Source organism: Tessaracoccus sp. MC1865 (assembly GCF_017815535.1).
Taxonomy (GTDB): Bacteria; Actinomycetota; Actinomycetes; order Propionibacteriales; family Propionibacteriaceae; genus Arachnia.
In genome coordinates this window covers 2,274,834-2,295,304 of the sequence record NZ_CP072596.1, presented here as the reverse complement: position 1 = coordinate 2,295,304, position 20,471 = coordinate 2,274,834, and the positions used below count along the sequence as shown (strand labels likewise).

Here is a 20,471-nt window from a genome sequence, read left to right as displayed (position 1 = left end):
CGAACATAGGAGATGAACATGTCCGAACTGTCCGGCAAGAAGGTCGCCTTCCTCCTCACCGATGGGTACGAGGATTCGGAGCTGACCAGCCCCTGGGAGGCCCTCGCCAGCGCGGGCGCCGAACTGACCCTCGTCGCCCCGGAAAGCGGCGAAGTCAAGGGCAAGAAGGGGCACACCCAGAAGGTGGACGCCACTGTCGCCGAGGTCAACGCCTCAGACTTCCACGCCTTGGTGCTGCCCGGTGGCGTCGTGAATGCGGACCACCTGAGGATGGAGGAGGCGGCCGTGAAGTTCACGCGCGACTTCTTCGACCAGCACAAGCCGGTGGGCGTCATCTGCCACGGCGGCTGGATCCTGACCGACGCAGACGTGGTCAAGGGCCGCAGGCTCACCTCCTACGGCAGCTTGAAGACGGACCTGCGCAATGCGGGCGCCGACTGGGTCGACGAGGAGGTGGTGGTGGACGAGGGTCTGGTCTCCAGCCGGACGCCCGACGACCTACCGGCGTTCAACGCCAAGTTGGTCGAGGAATTCGCCGAGGGCCGCCATCAGGGTCAGACGACCTGACGCCGCGTCGCCGCGCACGCGAAGCGCCCCGCAGCACGAGGCTGCGGGGCGCTTGTCGTCGTCGGCTACTTCGGTTGGAGGGCGGTGATGGCGGCGACCAGTGCCTCGGTGGCGGCATTCACCTCACCCTGGGTCCGGTTGCTGCGGAGCACCGCGTTGGCCTTGCCGCGGGTGCTGTTGACGGCCCCGAGCGTGGCGCCCTTGTAGTTCTTGCCGCGCAGGTCCAGGCTGTCGGCCCAGACGATGGCGTCGGTCAGCCTCGACTCGTCGATGATGGGCTTCTTGACGCTCAGCCAGCCTTCCGGATCCGCAACCGCGTCAGCGGAGAGCTTCTCGGACCAGTCCCTGTTGAACAACTGCGGGTTGTGGGTGGCGCGCCAGTTCAGGTGGTCGGTCAGACCCCAGAACGTCACGCGGTCCATGTCCTGCGAGTACTTCTTGTAGACGGCGAAGTACTCCGCGTAGCGCTGCGCCTGGATGGCTTCCAGTTCCATCCGGTTCTCGATCTTGCCCACCCAGTAGGTGAAGCCGTCCTTGTAGAAGCGGTCTGCCACGCTCGGGTCGTTCAGGTCTGCGTAGTTGGCCGGGTCGGAGCCCTCGGGCTCGGCGTTCCACGCCTCCCAGACCTGGAGGTCCAGTTCGCTCACGTTGGCCGTGAAGCCGGCCTCGATGATCATTTGCAGGGAGCGTTCCACGGAGGCGTGGTTCGAGCAGGCGCCCGGCTGCCATTCCTCGGCTGCCTCGTCCACCAGCTCAGGGAGCCGGGTCAGGTCGGAGCAGGCGAACGCCGGGGTCTGGCTGATGTAGTTGTGCGACTGCAGGCCGATGGTCTCGATCAGCTGGCGCGGGTCGTCGGGGTACTCGGCCGCGTAGCGCTGGTTGAGTTCCGTGGCCATGGCGATGATGGCCTTGCCCTTGCCCTCGGACTGGAAGACGTTGAAGTCGTTGTACTCCAGCTTGGTCTCGGGGCCGTACTTGCGGGCGAACACGAAGGCGTCGTAGATGAAGTCGCCGGGTGACTCACCTGCCGCCGCGTCCATGTCTTTGGTGTAGGCGGTGTACCAGCCGGAGGAGGCGTAGTCACCCGGGCCGCCGCGGAGGAAGTCCTCCCAGTTCTGCGTCTTCGGGTCGAAGGTGTCGAGTCCATCCCTGAAGGCCTCGTTGACGACGTCCCACGACACCACGCGGCCCTTGAAGTGGGTCAGGACGGTCTCGATGTAGCGCTCCATGTTGGCGCGGGCCTGGTCTCGGGTGCCCTGGAAGAGCTTGCTGGGGGACTGGCTGTGCCACACCAGCACGTGGCCGTGCACCTTGATGTCCCTCGCGAGGGACTCGTTCACGAAGTAGTCGGCCTCGTCGAACGTGAAGTCCCATGTGCCCTCATCCAGGTTGATGTTCGCGTCGGGGAGCAGTTGGTCCGGCTTCATGATGTTCTCGGCCGTCATGACGTTGTAGTGCCGATCCACCTGGGCCCAGTTCGGGGTGCCCTCCTGGTAGGTCTGGCGGCCGGAGTAGATGTTGCCCACGTTGAAGTAGTCCGCGTAGGTCTCCTTCAGCGATGGGATGGGGGTATCAGCGACGTCGGCGGGGGCCCCTTGGGCGGGCACGGCGTAGCTGACGGTGGCGAGTGCTGCTGCGAGACCCGCGCCGATCCAGCGGGCCGCGACTCGGCGGCGATGACGAGACAACATTGCTTCCTCTCGTGGGTGGCGGGGCGACATCGTGGGGGCATCATCCGTGATGCCCGGTCGCCCCGCCTATTTTGGTGCGTCACCAAACTTAATAAGACCCTAAGTTGGTCCTCGGATCAGCGTCAAGGGCGCCGGGAGTTTTCGATAACGTTTTTTCCAGGGGCTTTGCCCTCCGGTAGCAGCAACAGTGCCCCGCAGCCTGGGGCTGCGGGGCACTGTGTGCCCGATGCGTGGGCGGGCATCAGAGCGAGTCGATGACCTCGTTCATGGTGGCGCTGGGGCGCATCACCGCCGTTGTCTTCGCCGGATCGGGACGGTAGTAGCCGCCGATGTCGGCCGGCTTGCCCTGCACCCCGAGCAGGTCGGAGATGATCTGCTCCTCCTTCGACGCCAGCGCCTCGGCGACCGGCTTGAAGGTCTGCGCCAGCTCCGCGTCGTCGGTCTGGGTGGCGAGTTCCTCGGCCCAGTAGCGGGCCAGCCAGTAGTGCGAGCCGCGGTTGTCGATCCCGCCGATGCGACGCGTGGGGGACTTGTCGTTGTCCAGGAACGTGCCGGTGGCCCTGTCGAGCGTGGCGGCCAGGACGGCCGCGCGGGCATTGTCCTCGGTCTGGGCCAGGTGCTCGAACGAGGCGGCCAGCGCCAGGAACTCACCCAGCGAATCCCAGCGGAGGTAGTCCTCAGCCACGAGCTGCTGCACGTGCTTGGGGGCAGAACCGCCGGCGCCCGTTTCGAACAGGCCGCCGCCCGCCATCAGCGGCACGACCGAGAGCATCTTGGCCGAGGTGCCCAGCTCCAGGATGGGGAACAGGTCCGTCAGGTAGTCGCGCAGCACATTGCCGGTGACCGAGATGGTGTTCTCGCCACGGCGGATCCGCTCGATGGTGTACTTCGTCGCCTCGACGGGGCTCATGATCTCGATGGTCAGCCCGTCCGTGTCGTGGTCTGCCAGGTAGGTGCGGACCTTCTCGATGAGGTTGCGGTCGTGGGCCCGCTCCGGGTCGAGCCAGAACACGGCCGGCCAGCCGGTGATCCGCGCGCGGTTCACGGCCAGCTTCACCCAGTCCTGGATGGGGGCGTCCTTGGCCTGGCAGGCGCGCCAGATGTCGCCCGCGGCCACGTCGTGGCTCATCAGGACGTCGCCGGCCGAGTTCACCACCTCGACGACGCCGTCGGACTCGATCTCGAAGGTCTTGTCGTGCGAGCCGTACTCCTCTGCCTTCTGCGCCATCAGCCCCACGTTGGGCACGGTCCCCATGGTGGAGGGGTCGAAGGCGCCGTTCTCGCGGCAGTCCTCGATCACGGCCTGGTAGACGCCGGCGTAGGACGAATCAGGCAGGACGGCGAGCGTGTCGCCCTCGCCGCCGTCGGGGCCCCACATGTGGCCGGAGGTGCGGATCATCGCGGGCATCGAGGCGTCGACGATGACGTCCGAGGGGACGTGCAGGTTGGTGATGCCCTTGTCGGAGTTCACCATCGCCAGCGTCGGGCCGTCCGCGATGCCCTGCTCGAAGGCCGCCTTGATCTCGGCGCCGTTGGGCAGGTTGTCCAGGCCGGCGTAGATCGCGCCCAGCCCGTCGTTGGCCGAGAGGCCCGCGGCCGCGAGGTCTGCGCCGTACTTCTCGAAGACCTCGGGGAAGAACGCCTTGATGACGTGGCCGAAGATGATCGGGTCCGACACCTTCATCATGGTGGCCTTCAGGTGGACGGAGAAGAGCACGTCCTGCTCCTTGGCGCGGGCGACCTGCTCCGTGAGGAACGCGTCGAGGGCGGCGGCGCGCAGCACCGTGGCGTCGACCACTTCACCCTCCAGCACCTTCAGGCCGTCCTTCAGGACGGTCTCGGTGCCGTCGGCGGCGCGGTGACGGATGGTCAGGGTGTCTGCGGAGGGCAGCACGACGGACTGCTCGTTGTGGCGGAAGTCGTCGGCGTCCATGGTGGCCACGGAGGTCTTGGAGTCGCGGCTCCACGCGCCCATGCGGTGCGGGTTCTTCTTGGCGTAGTTCTTCACGGACTCCGGGGCGCGGCGGTCCGAGTTGCCCTCGCGGAGCACGGGGTTGACGGCCGAGCCCATGACCTTGCCGTAGCGGGCGCGGATGTCGCGCTCCTCGTCGGTCTGGGGGTCCTCCGGGAAGTCCGGGATGGCGTAGCCCAGGCCCTGCAGTTCGGCGATGGCCGCCTTCAACTGGGGGAGCGAGGCGGAGACGTTGGGCAGCTTGATGATGTTGGCATCCGGGGTCTTCGCGAGCTCTCCGAGCTCTGCCAGCGAATCATCCACCTTCTCCTCGAGGCGATCCGGGAACTGTGCCAGGATCCGGCCCGCCAACGAGATGTCCCGGGTCTCGATGTCGACGCCGGCCTGGCCGGCGAAAGCGTTGACGATCGGGAGGAACGAGTACGTGGCGAGGAGGGGGGCCTCATCAGTGAGGGTGTAAATGATCTTGCCCATGCGAAGGAACTCCTTGAGTCGGGATGCGCCTCCTCAGCTTAGCCATCGGGCGAGTTGTTCGTCGGCCGCGAACAGGGGATGAGCGAGACGACGCCTTCTTTGGAGTAAATCGAACGATTAGGTAGCCTGTACCCACGAGTTAGTGACCAGATCCGCGGCAAGCACGCGATGAACAAAGCAAGGGGGTCGACCCGATATGGGGCGCGGCCGTGCAAAGGCGAAGCAGACCAAGGTCGCCCGTGAGCTGAAGTACCGTTCAATCCAGACGGATTTCTCGTCTCTGGAACGGGAGCTGCGCGGGGATGTTGTCGACGAAGTTTACGAGGACGATGACACCAGCGAGACCGAGGACCCTGACCCCTACGCCGAGTTGGCAGCCGAATATGAGGCTTTCAACGACGATGAGGATTACGACGGCCTCGACGAGCGTCGTTCTTCCTGACAGACACTGACGTGTTCGACTGGGTGCCCGACACCGAGTTGCCGGGCTACGAGCAGCGCTCGATAGCCCTCAGTGATGAACCAACGTACGCCCTGGAACCGAAAGGTTCCCTGGTGGCAACAATTGTGCGCCGCGGCGCGCCCGTCTCCGGGCGCGCCGTGTTGTACGTCCACGGCTGGAACGACTACTTCTTCCAGACCCATCTCGCGGACGCGATGCACGACCTGGGCCATGACTTCTATGCCCTCGACCTGCGTCGGTACGGGCGATCGCTGCGTCCGGGCCTGCTGGCCGGCTACATCGCGGACCTCGCCGACTACTTCGTGGATCTCGACGCCGCCGTCGACATCGTGCGGGCCGAGGGGCACGACGAGATCGTATTGATGGGGCACTCCACCGGGGGCCTGACCTCCGCCCTGTTCGCCCATGAGCGGCCCGGCACATTCACTGGCCTGATCCTGAACGCCCCCTGGCTGGAGACCTACGGCAACACGCTGCTGAGGCCCGCAGTGACGGCGGCGCGCGCCGTCGCCCCCACGACGGTGCTGCCGCTGGGGGACTCGGGCTTCTACCGCCGCTCGGTGGCCGCCTCCGAGGACGGCGAGTGGACCTACAACCTCAACCTCAAGGGCGATCCGGCGTTCCGGGCCCGCTTCGGGTGGCTGGCCGCCATCACCAACGGCCACGCCCGCGTCGCGGAGGGCCTGCACGTCGACTGTCCGGTGCTGGTGGCCATCTCGGAGCGGTCGTTCTTCAGCAGGGTGTGGGGCGAGGAGCAGCAGCTGGCCGACATCGTGCTCGACGTCGAACTCATCGCGGCGCGCGCTCCGAAATTGGGCAACAGCGTGACCATCATCCGCGTGCCCGACGCCATGCACGACCTGACGCTGTCGTCTGAGCGGGTCCGTGCCGTCGTCTTCGAGGAATTCGGCCGCTTCATCCGCTGCTACGCGCAGCGCTGAGGAACCAGGGAAAGCAGAAACCCCCACGCTGGGCGAGGGGGTTTGTGGCCAGGGCCGGGATCGAACCGGCGACCTTCCACTTTTCAGGCGGACGCTCGTACCAACTGAGCTACCTGGCCGGCTTGGCCTGGCGTTTCCGCCATACCAGCGACCCCGACGGGACTCGAACCCGCGACCTCCGCCGTGACAGGGCGGCGCGCTAACCAACTGCGCTACGGGGCCAATTTCTTGACCTTGGACCGGTTTCCCGGCCCTGCTGGCTTGCACCAGCCCGGTAACTATAGCGTGACATCCTCGCGGTTGTCACATCGGGCGAACCCGTTGTCATTACCTGTTTGCAGCCGAACCGAAGCTCAACTGCATCGCATCCCCAACGGGATTCGAACCCGTGCTACCGCCGTGAAAGGGCGGGGTCCTAGGCCGCTAGACGATGGGGACCTAGCTCGAAGAAGTTTAGAGACTCCGAGCCGTTCAGGCAAACCGCGGGCGAACGCCGGCGGTTCCCACTCACCCGTACGTGTTGATGTGCACGTGGTCGTAGTGGTTGGCCGTGTCGCTGCCGCGGGAGGCCATGGCGCGCCAGCCCTCGCTGTTGCGGGCCACGGACCAGATCTTCTGGCCGAAGATGATGTAGTTGATGTTGAACTTCTTCGCGTTGGCGCGGTAGTAGTTCGCGATCTCCCAGCCGAGGGCCTGGTTGCTCTTGTAGCTCGGGATCATCACGTCCACGGCGCGGCCGGCCGGGTGGTCCGGCGTCACGTCGCGACGCCAGCCGTACTGCGTCTTGATCTGCGGGAAGCGTGCCCAGACGTCCCAGGCGATGGCCTGGACGTTGGCGTTGGTCTTGTCGAGGCCGGAGGAGTAGCCCTTGTTGATGTCGCCGCTGTTGCCGCCCGAGGCGCCGCCTGTGGCCGGAGGGGTGTTGGCGACGTAGCGGGCCGTGACCCAGCGCAGCTCGCCGTTGTGCACGATCTGCGCGCGGCCGTTCTCGACGATGCCGGTGACCTGCAGTTCCGCGCCGCGCTGGATCTCGCCGTTGTACTTGGCGCCCGTGCTCGCCGCCCAGATGTTCAGCAGGGTGGTGGCGTACCGGGTCGACGTCTTCGGCAGGTCTGGCGCTGAAGGCGACGCTGCCTTCAGCGGGATCTGGGTGAGGTACTGGGCGTTGACCCAGCGCACTGCGCCGTTGTGGATGACCTGGGCCATGCCGTTGGAAATCTTGCCGGTGGTGTCGAAGATCGTGCCGACGGGCGCGTCGCCGTAGTTGATGTACTCGGTCTTGGGGGAGGAGCGCACCATCAGCGCCGCGGTGCCGCGGGCCTTGCCGGTGGCCATGGGGAGGGAGGAGAGGGCTGAGGCGGCGGTGTCGCTCAGGTAACGCGCGGCCGCCCAGTAGGTGGTGCCCTTGTAGGTGACCTGGGCGAACTCGCCGCTGACGGTGCCGGTCAGCTCCAGGCGCACGGCGCGTTCGACGCGGGCGCCGATGGGGTCGTCGGTGGAGGGACCCTTGCGCAGGTTGAGGGCGGTGGTCGAGTAGACCGTGCCCTTGCTGCCCTGGCTGGTGCCGTTCGCGATGGCGGAGGTGGGAGCGCCGGCGAGGACGCTGCTGCCCTGGATGTAGGCGGTGGCGATGTAGGCCGTCGTGCCGTTGAAGGAGACCTCGGTCCAGCCGTCCTTCGATCCCTGCGCGGGCAGGCTGTCGCCCTTGTTCAGCACTGCGAGGCTCGCGCTGGAGGCGCTGGGCTCCGTGCGCACGTGGACGCGTGTCTTCGCGGTCACCTCGCCATTGGCGGTGGCTGCGGGGCCGAGCGCCAATCCGCCGAGTCCCTGCGCCAGGACGGCGATTCCGACCGCGGCCGCGCTGAGCCTCAGGCTCTTCAGTGCCTTGTTCACGTCTCTCCTCGTCGTCGCTGGGGGCGGGAGGACGTGCCGCTTCCCCGGACCGGAAATTGGTCCCGGCACGTCCGCCGGTGCGATGGACATTAGGAAGGAAACGCGTTGTCAGACAACGGAACTTGAGAGTTTCCTTAGAGGCGGCAAGGCGACACGCCGGGTGCATGATGAGAAACACACCGACGTAGTTTTCATGGGCTTTCATGTCCCGACTCAGGGTTGGCTACGGGTTCCGCCGGAGACGGTGCCAGATCTGGTAACTGAGGGTTTGGTGAGAAGTGTCAGAAGCTTCAGGAAGAACCTGACTCAAGTGCAGCTTGAGGTTCGACCATGAGGTTGAGGCTTGAGGTTGAGGTTCGGATCAGGGCCGCGCCGAGCCGGGCTCCACCCACGCCCTGCTCGCGGTGCTCGACCAGTGCCGGGCAGCGCCCAGGGCGGACTCTGGCACGTAGCCGGCCTGGAGATCCGCCCTGCCGAGTTCCTCAGCGCCGGTGAGTTCGGCCAGCCGCCGACGGTCCCGCCTGTCGGCCACCGCGGCCACCACCGGCATGCTGAGGGCGCGGCGGTTCGCGGCGAGCGTGGCCAGGACCTCCGGATGGAAGCCGGCGGCCACCACGACGAGGGGGTCGCCCTCGCGCGCCCACTTCAGCGGCGCCAGGAGTTCCCGCATGGAGCTGAGTTCACCGTCGACGATCAGCAGCCGGGGGTCATCGTAGGAGGCGCCCTCGGGGTTGGTGGCGAAATCCGGATGGGCGTGGCCGAAACCGAAGCCCTCGCCCTGCCGGGGGAGGTCGCGGGTGTGCCCGGCGGCGGGCGACGGGAGGTCGTCGATCTCGTCCTGCGTGATGTAGCGCGGCACGTGGGTGTCCACCTGGGGATGTCCGCGTCGGGGTGCGGGTTCGCCGGCGCCGGTGAGGCGTCGACTCTGCCTGCGGTCGAGCAGCACGGCTCCGGCGAGGATGAGGACACCCACGCCGACGACAACGACGAACCAGAGCCAGGAAGGCATGTCCCCAAGCGTGCCATGCCGAAGTGGCGCTATTCTGTCTAGGCCCCTATAGCTCAGTTGGCAGAGCAGTGGACTTTTAATCCATGGGTCGCGGGTTCGAGCCCCGCTGGGGGCACCATCACGTGGGAACACCAGCGCGGCTCCCGGCCGGTTGTCGCGTAGCTTAGGTGGCATGGCTGGACACCTTGAAACTGAGATCAAGTTCGAGCTTGAGAAGCACGGTTCGGTCCCCCCGCTGGAGGGGCTCGTTCCCCTCGGCGCCGTCCACGACTTCCGGCAGCGGTCCGTCTACTACGACACGGTCGACCTCCTCCTGACCAGGCACTCCATCACCCTGCGCCGGAGAACCGGCGGCAGCGACGACGGTTGGCACCTCAAGCTTCCCGTCGGCCCCCGGTCGCGCAAAGAGGTCCACGCGGATCTCGAGGATGCGCCCGGCCACCTGCGGGTGCCCACCGTACTGCGCGCCGCGGTCGCGGCGGCCCTCGGCGCCGGCCGGCCCGCTGACCCCGACGACGCGCTGGTCCCGCTGTCCTTCCTCGCCACCCATCGCACCGAGACAGAGCTGCTCGGCCCGGAAGGCGCCGTCCTCGCCGGCCTGTCCGACGACCGCGTCAGCGCCCTGCCCTCTGGGCTGTCGATGCGGGAGGTCGAGGTCGAGCTCCTCGACGGCGACGAGGAACTGCTCGCCGCGGTGGAGGAGCGGTTCGCCGAGCACGGCGTCCAGCGCTCCAGCTCCCCGTCCAAGGTGGTGTGGTCCCTCGGCAGCCTGCCCCGCCGCGTCGAAAAGGGCCGGGGGCCTCGTCGTTCGGGGCCAGCGGCGGTGCTGGTGCACTCCTACCTGCGCCGGGAGGTGGCCGCCGTCGTCGGGCGCGAGGAGGCGATGCGGGCCGATGAGGAGGACGCTGTGCACCAGGGCAGGCTCGCGGTGCGGCGCCTGCGGGGCGCGCTGCGCACGTTCCGGCGGCTGTTCCGGCGCGAGCTTTCGGACCCCCTGCGCGACGAGCTGTCCTGGCTCGGCGACATCCTCGGCGCACCCCGCGACGCGGAGGTCATGCTCGAGCGCCTCGGCGGTGAGTTGGACGAGCTGCCCGCCGATCTGGTCAGGGGCCCGGTGCACGAACGGCTGCGGCACGAGGTGGGCACCCGGCACGACTCCGGTCACGACGCGCTGGTGGCGGCGCTGAACTCGGAGCGTTATCTGGCGCTGGTGGACTCGCTCCTGGATTTCCTGGGCGACACTCCGTGGCGGGGGCGGGCCGCGAAGCCGGCGCGCAGGGTCTTGCCGCCGCTCATCCGCACGGCGGTGCGCCGGGCCGGGCGTGGTAGGGACGCGGCGGCGCACGCCGAGGGCGACGCCCAGCTGCACCTGCTGCACGAGGCACGCAAGCGCGCCAAGGCAGTGCGCTATGCCTATGAGGCCGTGGCTCCCTCGTTCGGCGACCGCGCAGGCGAGTCAGCCGCGGAGTGGGAGGCCGCCACGGATGCGCTGGGCCTGCTGCAGGACTCCTCCGTGGCCACCCGGTGGCTGACGGAAGTAGCTGCGGCGGCGGAGGCCGCGGGCGAGCCGAGCTTCACCTACGGCGTGCTCGCCGGCATCGAGTACGCCCGCCAGAGCGGCGACCTCGGGGAGGAAGGCGAACGGGCCCTCGACCGGGCGCTCCGCCGTTAGGGTGTGCCCATGCCGGATCCCCTGGGTGCCTACCGACGAAGCGGCGCGGACCTCCCCTTCGGGTTCCCGGAGCGGGCCCATGGCGTCGCCATGGAGGGCCACTTCTGGCGGTTCACGCACGCCGAGTCCGGCCGCGTGCTCATCGCGCTGATCGGCGTCCAGCAGACTGCGGCCGGGCCATGGGCCCTGTGCGGGATCGGCACCTCCGGCGGCTTCTGGCGCCAGGCAGTGGTCGAGGGTGCCGAATGCCGACGGCTCGGGCCGGGCGCCCGCACCCTGGACGGCCGCTTCTTCGGCGACGACACCAGGGTCGCCGTCGATCTCGGCCCGGATGCCCGGCTCGACGTCACGATCAGCGGGCAGCGGCGCTGGCCGCACCGCCTCTTCGGGGGCTCCAGCTACTTCCAGAGCGTGCCCGCGCTCAACCAGTACTGGCACCCCTGGCTCCTGGGCGGGACGGCCGACGGAGGGGCCGTCGTGGATGGCGAACGCTGGGACCTCTCGGGCGCCGCCGTGTACGGGGAGAAGAACTGGGGACGGGCGGGCTTCCCCGGTTCGTGGTGGTGGGGGCAGGCGCACGGTTTCGCCGAAGAGGAGGTCTGCGTGGCCTTCGCCGGAGGCGAGGTGCGCGCCGGCCCGCTGCGCACGGAGGTCACGGGACTGGTGGTCCGCCTGCCCGACGGCGCGGTGCTGCGGCTCGGCAACCCGGTGACGTCCCCCGTCCGGGCCACCACCAGCGACTCCCGCTGGCGACTCCGGGCCCGTTCGGCCCGCTGGCAGGTGAACCTTGAGGCCGAGGCCGAACCCGCCCAGGCGTTGGTGCTTCCCGTCCCCCTCGTCGAGGAGCGCCGCGGCACCCCGGGGGCCCTCGAACAGCTGGCCAGGCGGATGGCCGTCACGGTCCGACGCGACGGCCGCGTCGTGTGGGCCGGCGAGTCAGGCGTGGCCGGCCTCGAGCACGGCGGGCTGGCGCGGGCAGAGGCGGAGGCCGCGCGCAGGCGAGGCTAGAGGCTGAGCCAGGGTGGATCGATCGACGGCGGTACGACCCGCCGCTCCCACTCAAGCCACCAGCTGTCCGCGCCCGCCGGCATGGGGGTGGAGTGGGCTGAGCGGACCAGGTCGCGCAGCTCCACCTTGGCGCTGCGCAGCCGCTGGACGTCGCGCTTCAAGGGCAGTTCAAGGCTGAGGAAGTGGTCCTCCAACTGCACGATCCGCATCCGCAGCTCGATGATGCGCCGGTGCCGGGCCTCTTCGTCCGGGCCGAGCCTCAGGTGCATCTCTGCGGCCCGCAACCAGCCGTAGGCCTCGTTGATCGCGATCAGCCCCGGATGCACGGTCATGGCGTCGTGCACGCTCAGCTCCGGATGGACCACCTCGGCGCCGGTGGAGTGGGCGTAGGCGAGCTCGTCGCGGCCGGCCTCGTCGATGAGGATCTCGGTGGAGCGCATCACCACGGCGAACAGGTCCACGTCGGTCATCGCGGGGCGCCGTTGGACGCCCTGGCTCTGGGAACTCAGCACGTAGTTGCGCGCCCCGCCCAGGTGGCCGATGGCGAGCTCGGCGGGCAGGTTCTCCCGGGCCCCGCCGTCGACGTAGGTCTCGCCGCCGATCGGCACCGGCCGGAAGACCGCCGGGATGGAGCAGGAGGCCAGCACGCCCACACCCAGGTCGTGGTGCGTGTCGTCGTACGGCTCGTTCCAGCGGCTCACCAACTGGCCGTCCTCCGTCATGAACCGGAGCTCACCGGATTCCAGCCCCACCATCGCGATGCGCAGCGTCATGCCGGACCCGGCCACCCGGTCGGGGACGAACATCTCGTCGTGCAGGAGCTGGGCGAGCACCGGGCCGGGCCGGTACATCGAACGGGTGCGCTCCAGCCCGGACGCGACGGCATTGAGGTCGCTGAGCCTCAGCCGGCTCAGGGCGCCGGCCATGGCGCCGAGCGTGGCCAACGACCAGTCGGAACGGAGTTCCTCGTCGGGCTGGAGCGCCAGCTCGAGCGGGTCAGGTCCCTCGATCGGCGACGGGGGAGTCACCGGGGTCTGGTGCTGGGGGCGCAGGAAGGGGAACTGCAGCAGCGGTTGGCGCGGCTTCGGGGGTTCAGGCCGCGGCGGCTTCATCAGGTCCAACAGGGTGGGCGCCTGGCGCTCCGCCGTCGACAACCACGGACGGGGCGTGAACATGTCGCTCTGCTCCCGCATCCCGTTCCAGATGGACCGCAGCCGGGTGAGGTAGCCGTACTGCTCGTCCCTGTCGCGGCCCTGTGCCAGCGAGCTGGCGATGATCGACCCGGCGGAGGTGCCGACGAAGATCGTCGGCGTGAACCGTTCGTCGTGCTGGTACAGGTAGTCGAGCGCGCCCAATTGGAAGCTGGCCCTGGAGCCGCCCCCCGAGAGCGTGCACGTCACGACCTCCGGTTGCGGATCCTTCGCGAAGAACGGAAGCCCGAACCAGCCTTTAACTGCCATGGCCCCAGGTTACTGGCCTCAGTTCAGCGCGATGTCGAGGGCCTTCCAATCGATGCCCTCCGGCGACAACGCCAGCACCGACGCCAGGAGACCCTGGCGGGCGGCGCGGACTGCGAGGTCCTCCGCGTTGACGAGGATGTCGTCGAAGAACGTCCCCGCGGCCCGCACCACCGGGGCGGTGTGCGTCACCACCTCGGCGATGGGCTGCTCGGCGATGCCCGCCCCGACCGCCTCGACGGCCTCCTTGAGGGCCACCTCAGCGGGTTCGGTCAGGCGCGCCGCGTCGTAGCCGGCCGCAACACCGTCGGGCAGGATGCGGGTGATGCGCACGTTGGTGGACACGAGGTCACGCAGCGCCTGGTCCGACTGCGCCCCGGCGAGTTCGCCCAGCAGGCGGGCGGCGCGCCCGGGCGCGTCCGCCGCGGGCAGGATCGCCGTCACGAGGTCTGCGGAGGTGCCCTCGTCGCGCAGCAGCTGCGCGAAGCGGCCGATGGTGAACTCCAGGGCGGATTCGACGGCGTCCGGGGCCACGTCGACGCCCTGCTCAGCCAGCCGTGCGACGGCGTCCTCGAGCCCGGCCCGCACGGTGAGGCGTTCCAGCGGGGTGCCGGCCGATTCGCGCAGGATGCGCACGACGCCGAGGGCGGCGCGACGCAGGCCGAACGGGTCTGAGGAGCCGGTGGGCTTGGCGCCGAGCGCGAACATGGCGGCGAGTAGGTCGAAGCGGTCGCCCAGCGCCAGCAGCGCACCGGGGACGGAGGCGGGCACGGCGTCGGCGGAGGTGTGCGGCTGCTCCATCTCGAACAGCGCGTCCGCCACCGCCTGGGTCTCGCCCTTGCGGACGGCGTACTCGCGGGCGATGAAGCCGGCCAGCGAGCTCATCTCGACCACCATCTGGGTGGCCAGGTCGAACTTGGCGAGCTGCCCGGCGCGCGTCAGGGTCTCGCGGTCCGTGCCGTCGATGCCGAGCCGGTCTGCCAGCCTGCCGGCGACATCGGCGATGCGGCGCGCGCGCATGCCCACCGAGCCGAGGCGATCTTCGAACGTGAGCTTGTCCAAGCCGGGCACGAAGCCGTCCACGCCCTCTGCGGCGAGGTCGGCGTTCCAGAAGAACAGCGCATCCTCGTAGCGGGCGCGGATGACGGATTCGTTGCCGGCGCGCACCACGTCGTCGTCGCACAGGCCGTTGGCCATGGTGACGAAGTGCGCAGCGAGCCTGCCATCGCGGTAGATGGGGAGGTACCGCTGATGCTTGCGCATGACGGCGGTCAGGATCTGCTCGGGCAGGTCGAGGTAGCGCTCGTCGAAGTTGCCCAGCACACCCCGGGGGTCCTCCACGAGGTTGGTGATCTCGTCGATGACGGAGGACTCGGCGTCGACGTCGATGGTGCCGCCCACGCCCCGGGCGAGGGCCTCGGCCTGGCTGACGACGGAGGCGCGGCGGTCCTCGGAGCTGAGCAGGATGGAGCCCTGCTGGATGGTGGGCAGCAGGTCTGCGGCGGTGGCCACCTCGACGAACCCGACGAGGGCACCGTCGGAACGCCTGCCGCTGTCCTGGCCCTGGACCGCGCGCTGGAGGTAGGTGGTGCGGCCCGCCGTCAGCCCCGAGACGTTGACCGGGACGACGGTGTCGCCCCAGAGCACGACGAGCCAGCGGATGGCGCGGGAGAACGACAGGTTGGCGTCGTTCCAGCGCATGTTCTTCTCGGCGCGAAGACCACCGATGATGGAGGAGATGGCCTCGGCGGCCACATCCACGACGTGGCGGCCGTCGACCTTCACCGACACCGCGGCGTGCTCGTTGCCGCCGATCTCGGCGCGCACGATCTGATCCGCCGTGACGCCCTGGCCGCGCATGAAGCCCTCGAGCGGCTGGGTGGGGTTGCCGTCGGCGTCGAACGCGGCGCTCCACTTGGGGCCCTTGCGCAACTGCTCGGCGTCGGGTTCGCGGGCGGCCACGCCGTCGACCACTGCGACGATGCGGCGGGGGGTGCCCTCCACCGTGATGTCGCCGTAGCTGAGGCGCGTGGCGGCGAGCTTCTCGGTGAGTGCGGTGCGCACGGCCTCGATGGTCTGCGGCACGACGTGCGGAGGGAGTTCCTCGACACCGATCTCCAAGGCGAGCGTCTGCGGGTCGTCGCTCAGCGTGCCGGCGTCGACGGCGGGCGCAGCCTGCTCCCCGACGGCAGCCTCGTGCAGCAGCGGGAAGCCGAGCTCCTCACGGCGCTCGATCCAGAGGGCGGCGGTGTCGCGCATGAGTCTGCGCATGGTCGCGAAGGCCTTGGCGCGCTCGGTGGTGGAGATCGCGCCGCGGGCGTCCATGACGTTGAACGCGTGGCTCGACTTCAGGATGTAGCCGTGCGCCGGCACGGGGAGGCGGGCCTCCACCATCCGGGTGGCCTCGGCCACGTAGGTCTCGTACAGGCGACGGTTGGCATCGACGTCAGCGTCGTCCAGGTAGTAGCGGCTCATCTCGTACTCCTGCTGGCCGAAGGCCTCGCCGTACGTGACGGGGCGGCCGTCCGCGGCGATCGAGTAGACGATGTCCTTGAAGTGCGTCACGCCCTGCTGTGCCATCAGGATGCGTTCGACGCCGTAGGTGAGCTCCACCGGGATGGGGTCGAGGTTCTGCCCGCCCACCTGCTGGAAGTACGTGAACTGCGTGATCTCCATCCCGTCGAGCCAGACCTCCCAGCCGAGTCCCCACGCGCCGATGGCGGGCTGCTGCCAGTTGTCCTCGACGAAGCGCACGTCGTGGGCGGACAGGTCGATGCCGAGCGCCTCGAGCGAGCCGAGGTACAGCTCCTGCGGGTTGCCGGGCTCCGGCTTCAGGATCACCTGGAACTGGGTGTGCATCTGCAGGCGGTTGGGGTTCTCGCCGTAGCGGGAATCATCCGGGCGCACCGAAGGCTCCACGTACGCCACGTCCCACGGCTCAGGCCCGAGCACGCGCAGCACGGTGGCGGGGTTCATCGTTCCGGCACCGACCTCACTGTTGAACGGTTGCCAGGTCAGGCACCCCTTCGAGGTCCAGTAGTCGGAAAGACGGCGGAGGGCATCTTGCATGGTCAGCACCCCGTCATGCTATCGACTTCGCGCCTGGGAATCCCATCCGGGTTTCGCCCGGTGGTCGTGCTCCGCACCCTGGGCCGTGAGCAATGGGATGGGGTCAGCGCCGCGACACGCCGAGAAACGTCGTTACCGAAGCCGTGACCACATCCAATTGCTCATGGGGAATCAGCGCAACCACGGCTAGCCTGCAGGCATGAAGGTTGTGATTCCCAGCACTTTTCCCGGCGGAGCGCCGCAGTTCGAGGGCGCGGAGGTCGTCGTCGTGCCGCCCGACCAGGCGGTGCCCGAAGCGCACCTCGACGCCGACGTGCTCGTCGTGTGGGGGCAGCCCCAGACGGTGATCGACGACGCCGCCCGGCGGATGATCGGCCTCCGGCTGGTGCAGGGCCTGGCGGCCGGTGCGGACAGCGTGCTGGCGGCGGGGTTCGACGATGACGTGGTGCTCGCCAACGGCGTCGGGCTGCACGACGACAATGTCGCTGAACACATCCTGGCCCTGACGCTGGCGCTGGTGCGTTTCCTGCCGTTGGCGCTGGTCAGGAAGAGTGAGCGCCACTGGGACCACCACCTGGGCGGTGCGGTGTCTGCCCGCGGGGACGACGGCCGCGTCGTGAGCCTGCGCGGGGCGAAGGTGACGGTCTGGGGCTTCGGGTCGATCGGGGCCACCGTCGCGCCGTTGCTGAAGTCGTTGGGCGCGGAGGTGACCGGTGTCGCCAGGAGCGCGGGTGAGCGGCACGGGTTCCCGGTGGTCGCCGATGAGGGACTCGACGAGGTGCTCGCGGACACCGACGTGCTGGTCATGATCCTGCCCAGCCTGGAATCGACGGCGAAGGCGCTGGGCGCAGAGCGATTGGCGGCCCTCAAGGACGGCGCGCTGCTGGTCAACGTGGGGCGTGGCACCACCGTCGACGAGGAGGCGCTCGTGGCGGCGCTGCGCTCGGGTCGCCTGGCCGCTGCAGCGCTCGATGTGACGGCGGTGGAGCCGTTGCCCGCGGAGTCGCCGTTGTGGGACGAGCCGAACGTGCTGATCACCCCCCACATCGCCAGCGACCGGCCCACCGGTGCCTCGGAGTTCGTGGCGCGGCAGGTGAGCGCGCTGGCGACGGGCGGTCAGCTGCGCAACGTCCTGCGTTGAGTGCGGGGCTTTTTGGGTTTGACCCGCCAGAAGGGCCACCATTGACTCGTGCTTTCCTCTCCCACGCAGCGCGTTGACCTGACCAGGTTCGCGTGGCTGTCCATCGCCGCCGCCCTGCTCACCATCGTGTTGAAGATGGGGGCGTGGTGGGTCACCGGCTCGGTGGGCCTGCTGTCCGACGCGGCCGAATCCGTGGTGAACCTGGTGGCGGCGTTCGTCGCGTTGTACGTGCTGAAGCTCGCGGCCCGGCCCGCGGACAAGAACCACCACTTCGGCCACACGAAGGCGGAGTACTTCTCGTCGGGCGTCGAGGGCGTCCTGATCTTCATCGCCGCCGCGGCGATCCTGGTGTTCGGCATCCAGCGGCTGATGGACCCGCGGCCCATCGAGGAGGTGGGCCTCGGCCTGGGTATCTCCGCGGTGGCGGCCCTCGTCAACGGGGGCGTCGCGTTCGTCCTGATGCGCGCCGGGAAGAAGCACAACTCGATCACCTTGCGCGCCGACGCCAAGCACCTGTACACCGACCTCATCACCACGGCCGGCGTCATCGTCGGCATCCTGCTTGTGGGCCTCACCGGCTGGGACTGGCTCGACCCGGTGATCGCCATCCTCGTGGGCCTCAACATCCTGTGGACCGGTTGGCGGCTGGTCATGGAGTCGTCCTCCGGGCTCATGGACGAGTCGCTGCCCAAGGAGACCAACACCAGGCTGCGCGCCATCCTGGACGAGCACACCAACGAGCACGTGCAGTTCCACGCCTTCCGCACCCGCGTGTCGGGGGCCCGTGCCTTCATGGAGATGCACATGCTCGTCCCTGGGAGTTGGACGGTGCAGGAGGGCCACGACGCCATGGAGGACCTGGTCGACCTCCTCCAGGACGAGTTCCCGGACCTCCGCGTGCTGGGCCACCTTGAGCCCATCGAGGACCCGCGCAGCTACCAGGACGAATTCCTCATCTGATCCGAGGGGCGGCCGAGCTGCCGCCGCGAGGTGCCGTCGGCGGTCGGTGAAAAAAGCTCCCTGCGAAGGGGGCCCTGCGGGCGGCCCCGCCGGGAGCCCCCCGCGAGGGAGCCTTTTTCTCTTGCCGTCGGCTAGAGGCGACGGGCCGGGCCGCCGGGGCGCGTGACGATCGTCGAGGCGGTCTCGGCGACCTCGGGGTACTCGGCCACATAGGCAGCCAGCCACCTGTCGGCGAAGGCCTCAGCCTCGTCGGTCTTGACCAGGGCCCAGACGGAGCCGCCGAAGCCGGCGCCGAAGCCTGCCGAGGCGGCCGCGCCCAGCTCGCGGGCGAGCCGCTGGAGGCGGTTGGTCTCGGGGATCTGGTTGCCCAACTGCTCGTCAGCGTTGCGCTGCGAGAGGTCGGCGGCGCGGCCGAAGGCCTCCAGGTCGCCGGCCTGCAGGGCCTTCAGCGCCTGGGGGATGGCGACCTCGGATTCGGTGACGAAGGCCGTCAGGCGCCTGGTGAGGCCCTCGTCCGAGGCCGCGATCGCGCGCAGCCCCTCGAGGGCGTCGTCGTCGGACGCCAGCGCGTCTGCGAGGACGGCGTCCTCGCGGCCGGTGGCGTCGTTCCACGCCTCAGCCAGTTCGCGCGCCCGCAACGAGGCGTTGTTGTACGACTCCAGCGCCGCCCCGGTCTTCTCGGCCAGCACGCCCGAGACCGCCACGACGAACGACCACTCCTCGGGAAGCGCGACCGAGGCGCCCTCCTCGATGGGGCAGAACGTGAACTCGGTCAGGCTGCCCTCGTGGCAGCAGAGCATCGCCGTGTGGTCTTCCGAACCGCCGAAGGTGCCCACGCCGCGCGTGCCGGCGAGGGTGCCGAAGGTCAGCCCGTTCTCCATCGTGGCCATGTAGCCGGCCAGGTCGATGTCGGAGTGGATGTTGGCCTTCCACTCCTCGCGCTCCCGGATGTCGTTGTGGTCCACCACGGCCAGCGCCACCGCCACTACGAGCGCCGACGACGAACTCATGCCCGAGGCCAGCGGCAGGTTGGAGTCGATCACGACGCGGGCGGGCTTCAGCTCGCCGAAGTTCAGGAACAGCCTGTCGAGCGTCGCCTGGACGTAGTTGCCCCAGTGGCCCTTCGGCAGGCCCGACGGCGACCCGGGCGTGAGCGTCAGTTCACCGGGGACGGCCGTCGTCGAGGCGTAGAAGCCTTCGTCCGCGTCCTCCAGTGTGATGGTGATGCCGCGGTCCACGGCAGCCAGCAGCGACCGGCCGCCGGCGTAGTCGGTGTGCTTGCCGAGGACCTCGAGGCGGCCGGGGACGAACCACTTCACAGACGGGCCTCGCGGTCACCCAGGGCTTCGACGACGGAGGCGATGTCGCCGCGGTTGCTCATGTCGAGCACGCCGGCGTCGGCCTTCACGACGGCGTACGGGTCGCCGTCCTCGATGGCGCGGCGCACCGCGTCGGTGATCTCGTACTCGCCGCGCGCCGACAGCGGGATGGCCTTGGCCGCCGCAAAGATGGCCGGAGTGCACAGCCAGCAGTTCATGGAGATGACCGCATCGTCGCCGAGGCGCTCGATGGTCTCCTGGTCCGGCTTCTCCACCAACTCGGCCAGGTTCCCCTCGTCATCGGCGGTGGCCAGCGCGAAGGCGGCGATGCGCTCCGGTGCGATGTTGGACTTGGTGAGCATCCCGTTGCGGGTGAAGCCCACGAGGGCGGAGCCGGGGACGTCCTTCAGCAGGGTGAGGGCCTCTGCGGGGTAGTAGTTGTCCGAATTGATCACCAGCACGCGGTCGTCGCCGGCGAACTCCTCCGCGGCGAGCACGGCGTTGGCGGTGCCGAGCGGCTCCTCCTGGACGGCGTAGGAGACGGTGATGCGCTCCTTGGCCACGTTGTCGTAGTACTCGCGGATCATGTCGTGCTCCGGGCCGATCACCAGACAGATGTCGGTGAAGTCGGCGTCGGCCAGCGCGGAGATCACATGGTCGAGGAACGGACGCCCGACGGAGATCATCGCCTTGACGCCCGCGTCGGCCGCCTTGGACTGCTCTTCGCTGAGGTCGACACCCTCAGCTTCCTTGCGCATGCGCGAACCCAGCCCGCGGGCCAGAATGACTGCCTTGTGAGGTGCCTCATAGCTCATGGCACCACCCTATTGCCCGC

15 protein-coding genes and 4 tRNA genes are annotated in these 20,471 nt (G+C 69.0%); 8 read left to right on the top strand and 11 right to left on the bottom strand.

From position 1 onward, the window contains the following. Positions 1-18: 18 nt before the first annotated feature. Positions 19-567, top strand: a complete 549-nt coding sequence (locus J7D54_RS10715) for a type 1 glutamine amidotransferase domain-containing protein (protein ID WP_182763871.1) — start codon at positions 19-21, stop codon at positions 565-567. 65 nt (positions 568-632) lie between these two features. Here the strand turns inward: J7D54_RS10715 and J7D54_RS10710 are convergent, their stop codons facing one another. Beyond that, entirely contained in the window at positions 633-2,258 is a 1,626-nt protein-coding gene (locus tag J7D54_RS10710) for an endo-1,4-beta-xylanase (RefSeq protein ID WP_182763870.1), read from the bottom strand. A gap of 241 nt (positions 2,259-2,499) precedes the next feature. Beyond that, complete coding sequence (locus J7D54_RS10705; RefSeq protein WP_182763869.1) at positions 2,500-4,704, bottom strand: NADP-dependent isocitrate dehydrogenase; 2,205 nt, start codon at positions 4,702-4,704, stop codon at positions 2,500-2,502. Positions 4,705-4,900: 196 nt separating this feature from the next. Here J7D54_RS10705 and J7D54_RS10700 point away from each other — a divergent pair, with 196 nt between their 5' ends. Both J7D54_RS10700 and J7D54_RS10695 read left to right on the top strand, forming a co-directional pair. Then, the gene (locus tag J7D54_RS10700) at positions 4,901-5,146 is read left to right on the top strand and encodes a DUF3073 domain-containing protein (RefSeq protein ID WP_182763868.1); all 246 of its coding nucleotides are present in this window, start codon (positions 4,901-4,903) and stop codon (positions 5,144-5,146) included. A 113-nt stretch (positions 5,147-5,259) separates the two neighbouring features. Further along, positions 5,260-6,108 (top strand): alpha/beta hydrolase, encoded by an 849-nt coding sequence (locus J7D54_RS10695; protein WP_182763867.1) that lies wholly within the window; start codon positions 5,260-5,262, stop codon positions 6,106-6,108. Between the two features lie 45 nt (positions 6,109-6,153). On the opposite strand, the gene J7D54_RS10690 is transcribed toward J7D54_RS10695, so the two are convergent. From J7D54_RS10690 to J7D54_RS10670, 5 genes are all read right to left on the bottom strand, one after another. After that, positions 6,154-6,227: transfer RNA gene (locus J7D54_RS10690), tRNA-Phe, on the bottom strand. Positions 6,228-6,256: 29 nt separating this feature from the next. After that, positions 6,257-6,330 (bottom strand) — tRNA-Asp (locus J7D54_RS10685). Between the two features lie 143 nt (positions 6,331-6,473). Beyond that, positions 6,474-6,546 (bottom strand) — tRNA-Glu (locus J7D54_RS10680). A gap of 69 nt (positions 6,547-6,615) precedes the next feature. Further along, positions 6,616-8,001, bottom strand: a complete 1,386-nt coding sequence (locus J7D54_RS10675) for an SH3 domain-containing protein (RefSeq protein ID WP_182763866.1) — start codon at positions 7,999-8,001, stop codon at positions 6,616-6,618. Positions 8,002-8,362: 361 nt separating this feature from the next. Further along, positions 8,363-9,010 carry a hypothetical protein gene (locus tag J7D54_RS10670; protein ID WP_182763865.1) on the bottom strand — a complete coding sequence of 216 codons (648 nt, stop codon included), beginning with the start codon at positions 9,008-9,010 and terminating at the stop codon, positions 8,363-8,365. Between the two features lie 42 nt (positions 9,011-9,052). Here J7D54_RS10670 and J7D54_RS10665 point away from each other — a divergent pair. The 3 genes from J7D54_RS10665 to J7D54_RS10655 all read left to right on the top strand — a co-directional run bounded on the left by J7D54_RS10665 (position 9,053) and on the right by J7D54_RS10655 (position 11,690). After that, positions 9,053-9,128 (top strand) — tRNA-Lys (locus J7D54_RS10665). 54 nt (positions 9,129-9,182) lie between these two features. Then, complete coding sequence (locus J7D54_RS10660) at positions 9,183-10,682, top strand: CYTH and CHAD domain-containing protein (RefSeq protein WP_182763864.1); 1,500 nt, start codon at positions 9,183-9,185, stop codon at positions 10,680-10,682. A gap of 9 nt (positions 10,683-10,691) precedes the next feature. After that, positions 10,692-11,690, top strand: coding sequence for a tocopherol cyclase family protein (locus tag J7D54_RS10655; RefSeq protein ID WP_182763863.1), 999 nt, complete (start codon positions 10,692-10,694; stop codon positions 11,688-11,690). Here the strand turns inward: J7D54_RS10655 and J7D54_RS10650 are convergent. After that, positions 11,687-13,150, bottom strand: a complete 1,464-nt coding sequence (locus tag J7D54_RS10650; RefSeq protein ID WP_182763862.1) for a patatin-like phospholipase family protein — start codon at positions 13,148-13,150, stop codon at positions 11,687-11,689. The genes J7D54_RS10655 and J7D54_RS10650 overlap by 4 nt on opposite strands. A gap of 18 nt (positions 13,151-13,168) precedes the next feature. Beyond that, a complete protein-coding gene (locus tag J7D54_RS10645) occupies positions 13,169-16,216 on the bottom strand; it encodes a glycine--tRNA ligase (RefSeq protein ID WP_182764240.1) in 3,048 nt (1,015 codons plus the stop codon). Between the two features lie 199 nt (positions 16,217-16,415). On the opposite strand from J7D54_RS10645, the gene J7D54_RS10640 reads away from it, so the two are divergent. After that, entirely contained in the window at positions 16,416-17,357 is a 942-nt protein-coding gene (locus J7D54_RS10640) for an NAD(P)-dependent oxidoreductase (RefSeq protein ID WP_182763861.1), read from the top strand. A 48-nt stretch (positions 17,358-17,405) separates the two neighbouring features. Next, positions 17,406-18,317: a cation diffusion facilitator family transporter gene (locus tag J7D54_RS10635; RefSeq protein WP_182763860.1), complete on the top strand. Its 912-nt coding sequence runs from the start codon at positions 17,406-17,408 to the stop codon at positions 18,315-18,317. Positions 18,318-18,448: 131 nt separating this feature from the next. On the opposite strand, the gene J7D54_RS10630 is transcribed toward J7D54_RS10635, so the two are convergent. Both J7D54_RS10630 and J7D54_RS10625 read right to left on the bottom strand, forming a co-directional pair. Further along, the gene (locus J7D54_RS10630) at positions 18,449-19,636 is read right to left on the bottom strand and encodes a galactokinase family protein (protein WP_182763859.1); all 1,188 of its coding nucleotides are present in this window, start codon (positions 19,634-19,636) and stop codon (positions 18,449-18,451) included. Continuing rightward, entirely contained in the window at positions 19,633-20,451 is an 819-nt protein-coding gene (locus J7D54_RS10625; protein WP_182763858.1) for a nucleotidyltransferase family protein, read from the bottom strand. Before J7D54_RS10625 ends, J7D54_RS10630 begins: the two co-directional genes overlap by 4 nt. Positions 20,452-20,471 lie beyond the last annotated feature (20 nt).

What these genes read in the sequence shown, in the direction of transcription:
- J7D54_RS10715 (WP_182763871.1), top strand. Translation starts at nt 19, where the DNA reads ATGTCCGAACTGTCCGGCAAGAAGGTCGCCTTCCTCCTCACCGATGGG.
- J7D54_RS10710 (WP_182763870.1), bottom strand. Translation starts at nt 2,258, where the DNA reads ATGTTGTCTCGTCATCGCCGCCGAGTCGCGGCCCGCTGGATCGGCGCG.
- J7D54_RS10705 (WP_182763869.1), bottom strand. Translation starts at nt 4,704, where the DNA reads ATGGGCAAGATCATTTACACCCTCACTGATGAGGCCCCCCTCCTCGCC.
- J7D54_RS10700 (WP_182763868.1), top strand. Translation starts at nt 4,901, where the DNA reads ATGGGGCGCGGCCGTGCAAAGGCGAAGCAGACCAAGGTCGCCCGTGAG.
- J7D54_RS10670 (WP_182763865.1), bottom strand. Translation starts at nt 9,010, where the DNA reads ATGCCTTCCTGGCTCTGGTTCGTCGTTGTCGTCGGCGTGGGTGTCCTC.
- J7D54_RS10660 (WP_182763864.1), top strand. Translation starts at nt 9,183, where the DNA reads ATGGCTGGACACCTTGAAACTGAGATCAAGTTCGAGCTTGAGAAGCAC.
- J7D54_RS10655 (WP_182763863.1), top strand. Translation starts at nt 10,692, where the DNA reads ATGCCGGATCCCCTGGGTGCCTACCGACGAAGCGGCGCGGACCTCCCC.
- J7D54_RS10650 (WP_182763862.1), bottom strand. Translation starts at nt 13,150, where the DNA reads ATGGCAGTTAAAGGCTGGTTCGGGCTTCCGTTCTTCGCGAAGGATCCG.
- J7D54_RS10645 (WP_182764240.1), bottom strand. Translation starts at nt 16,216, where the DNA reads ATGCAAGATGCCCTCCGCCGTCTTTCCGACTACTGGACCTCGAAGGGG.
- J7D54_RS10640 (WP_182763861.1), top strand. Translation starts at nt 16,416, where the DNA reads ATGAAGGTTGTGATTCCCAGCACTTTTCCCGGCGGAGCGCCGCAGTTC.
- J7D54_RS10625 (WP_182763858.1), bottom strand. Translation starts at nt 20,451, where the DNA reads ATGAGCTATGAGGCACCTCACAAGGCAGTCATTCTGGCCCGCGGGCTG.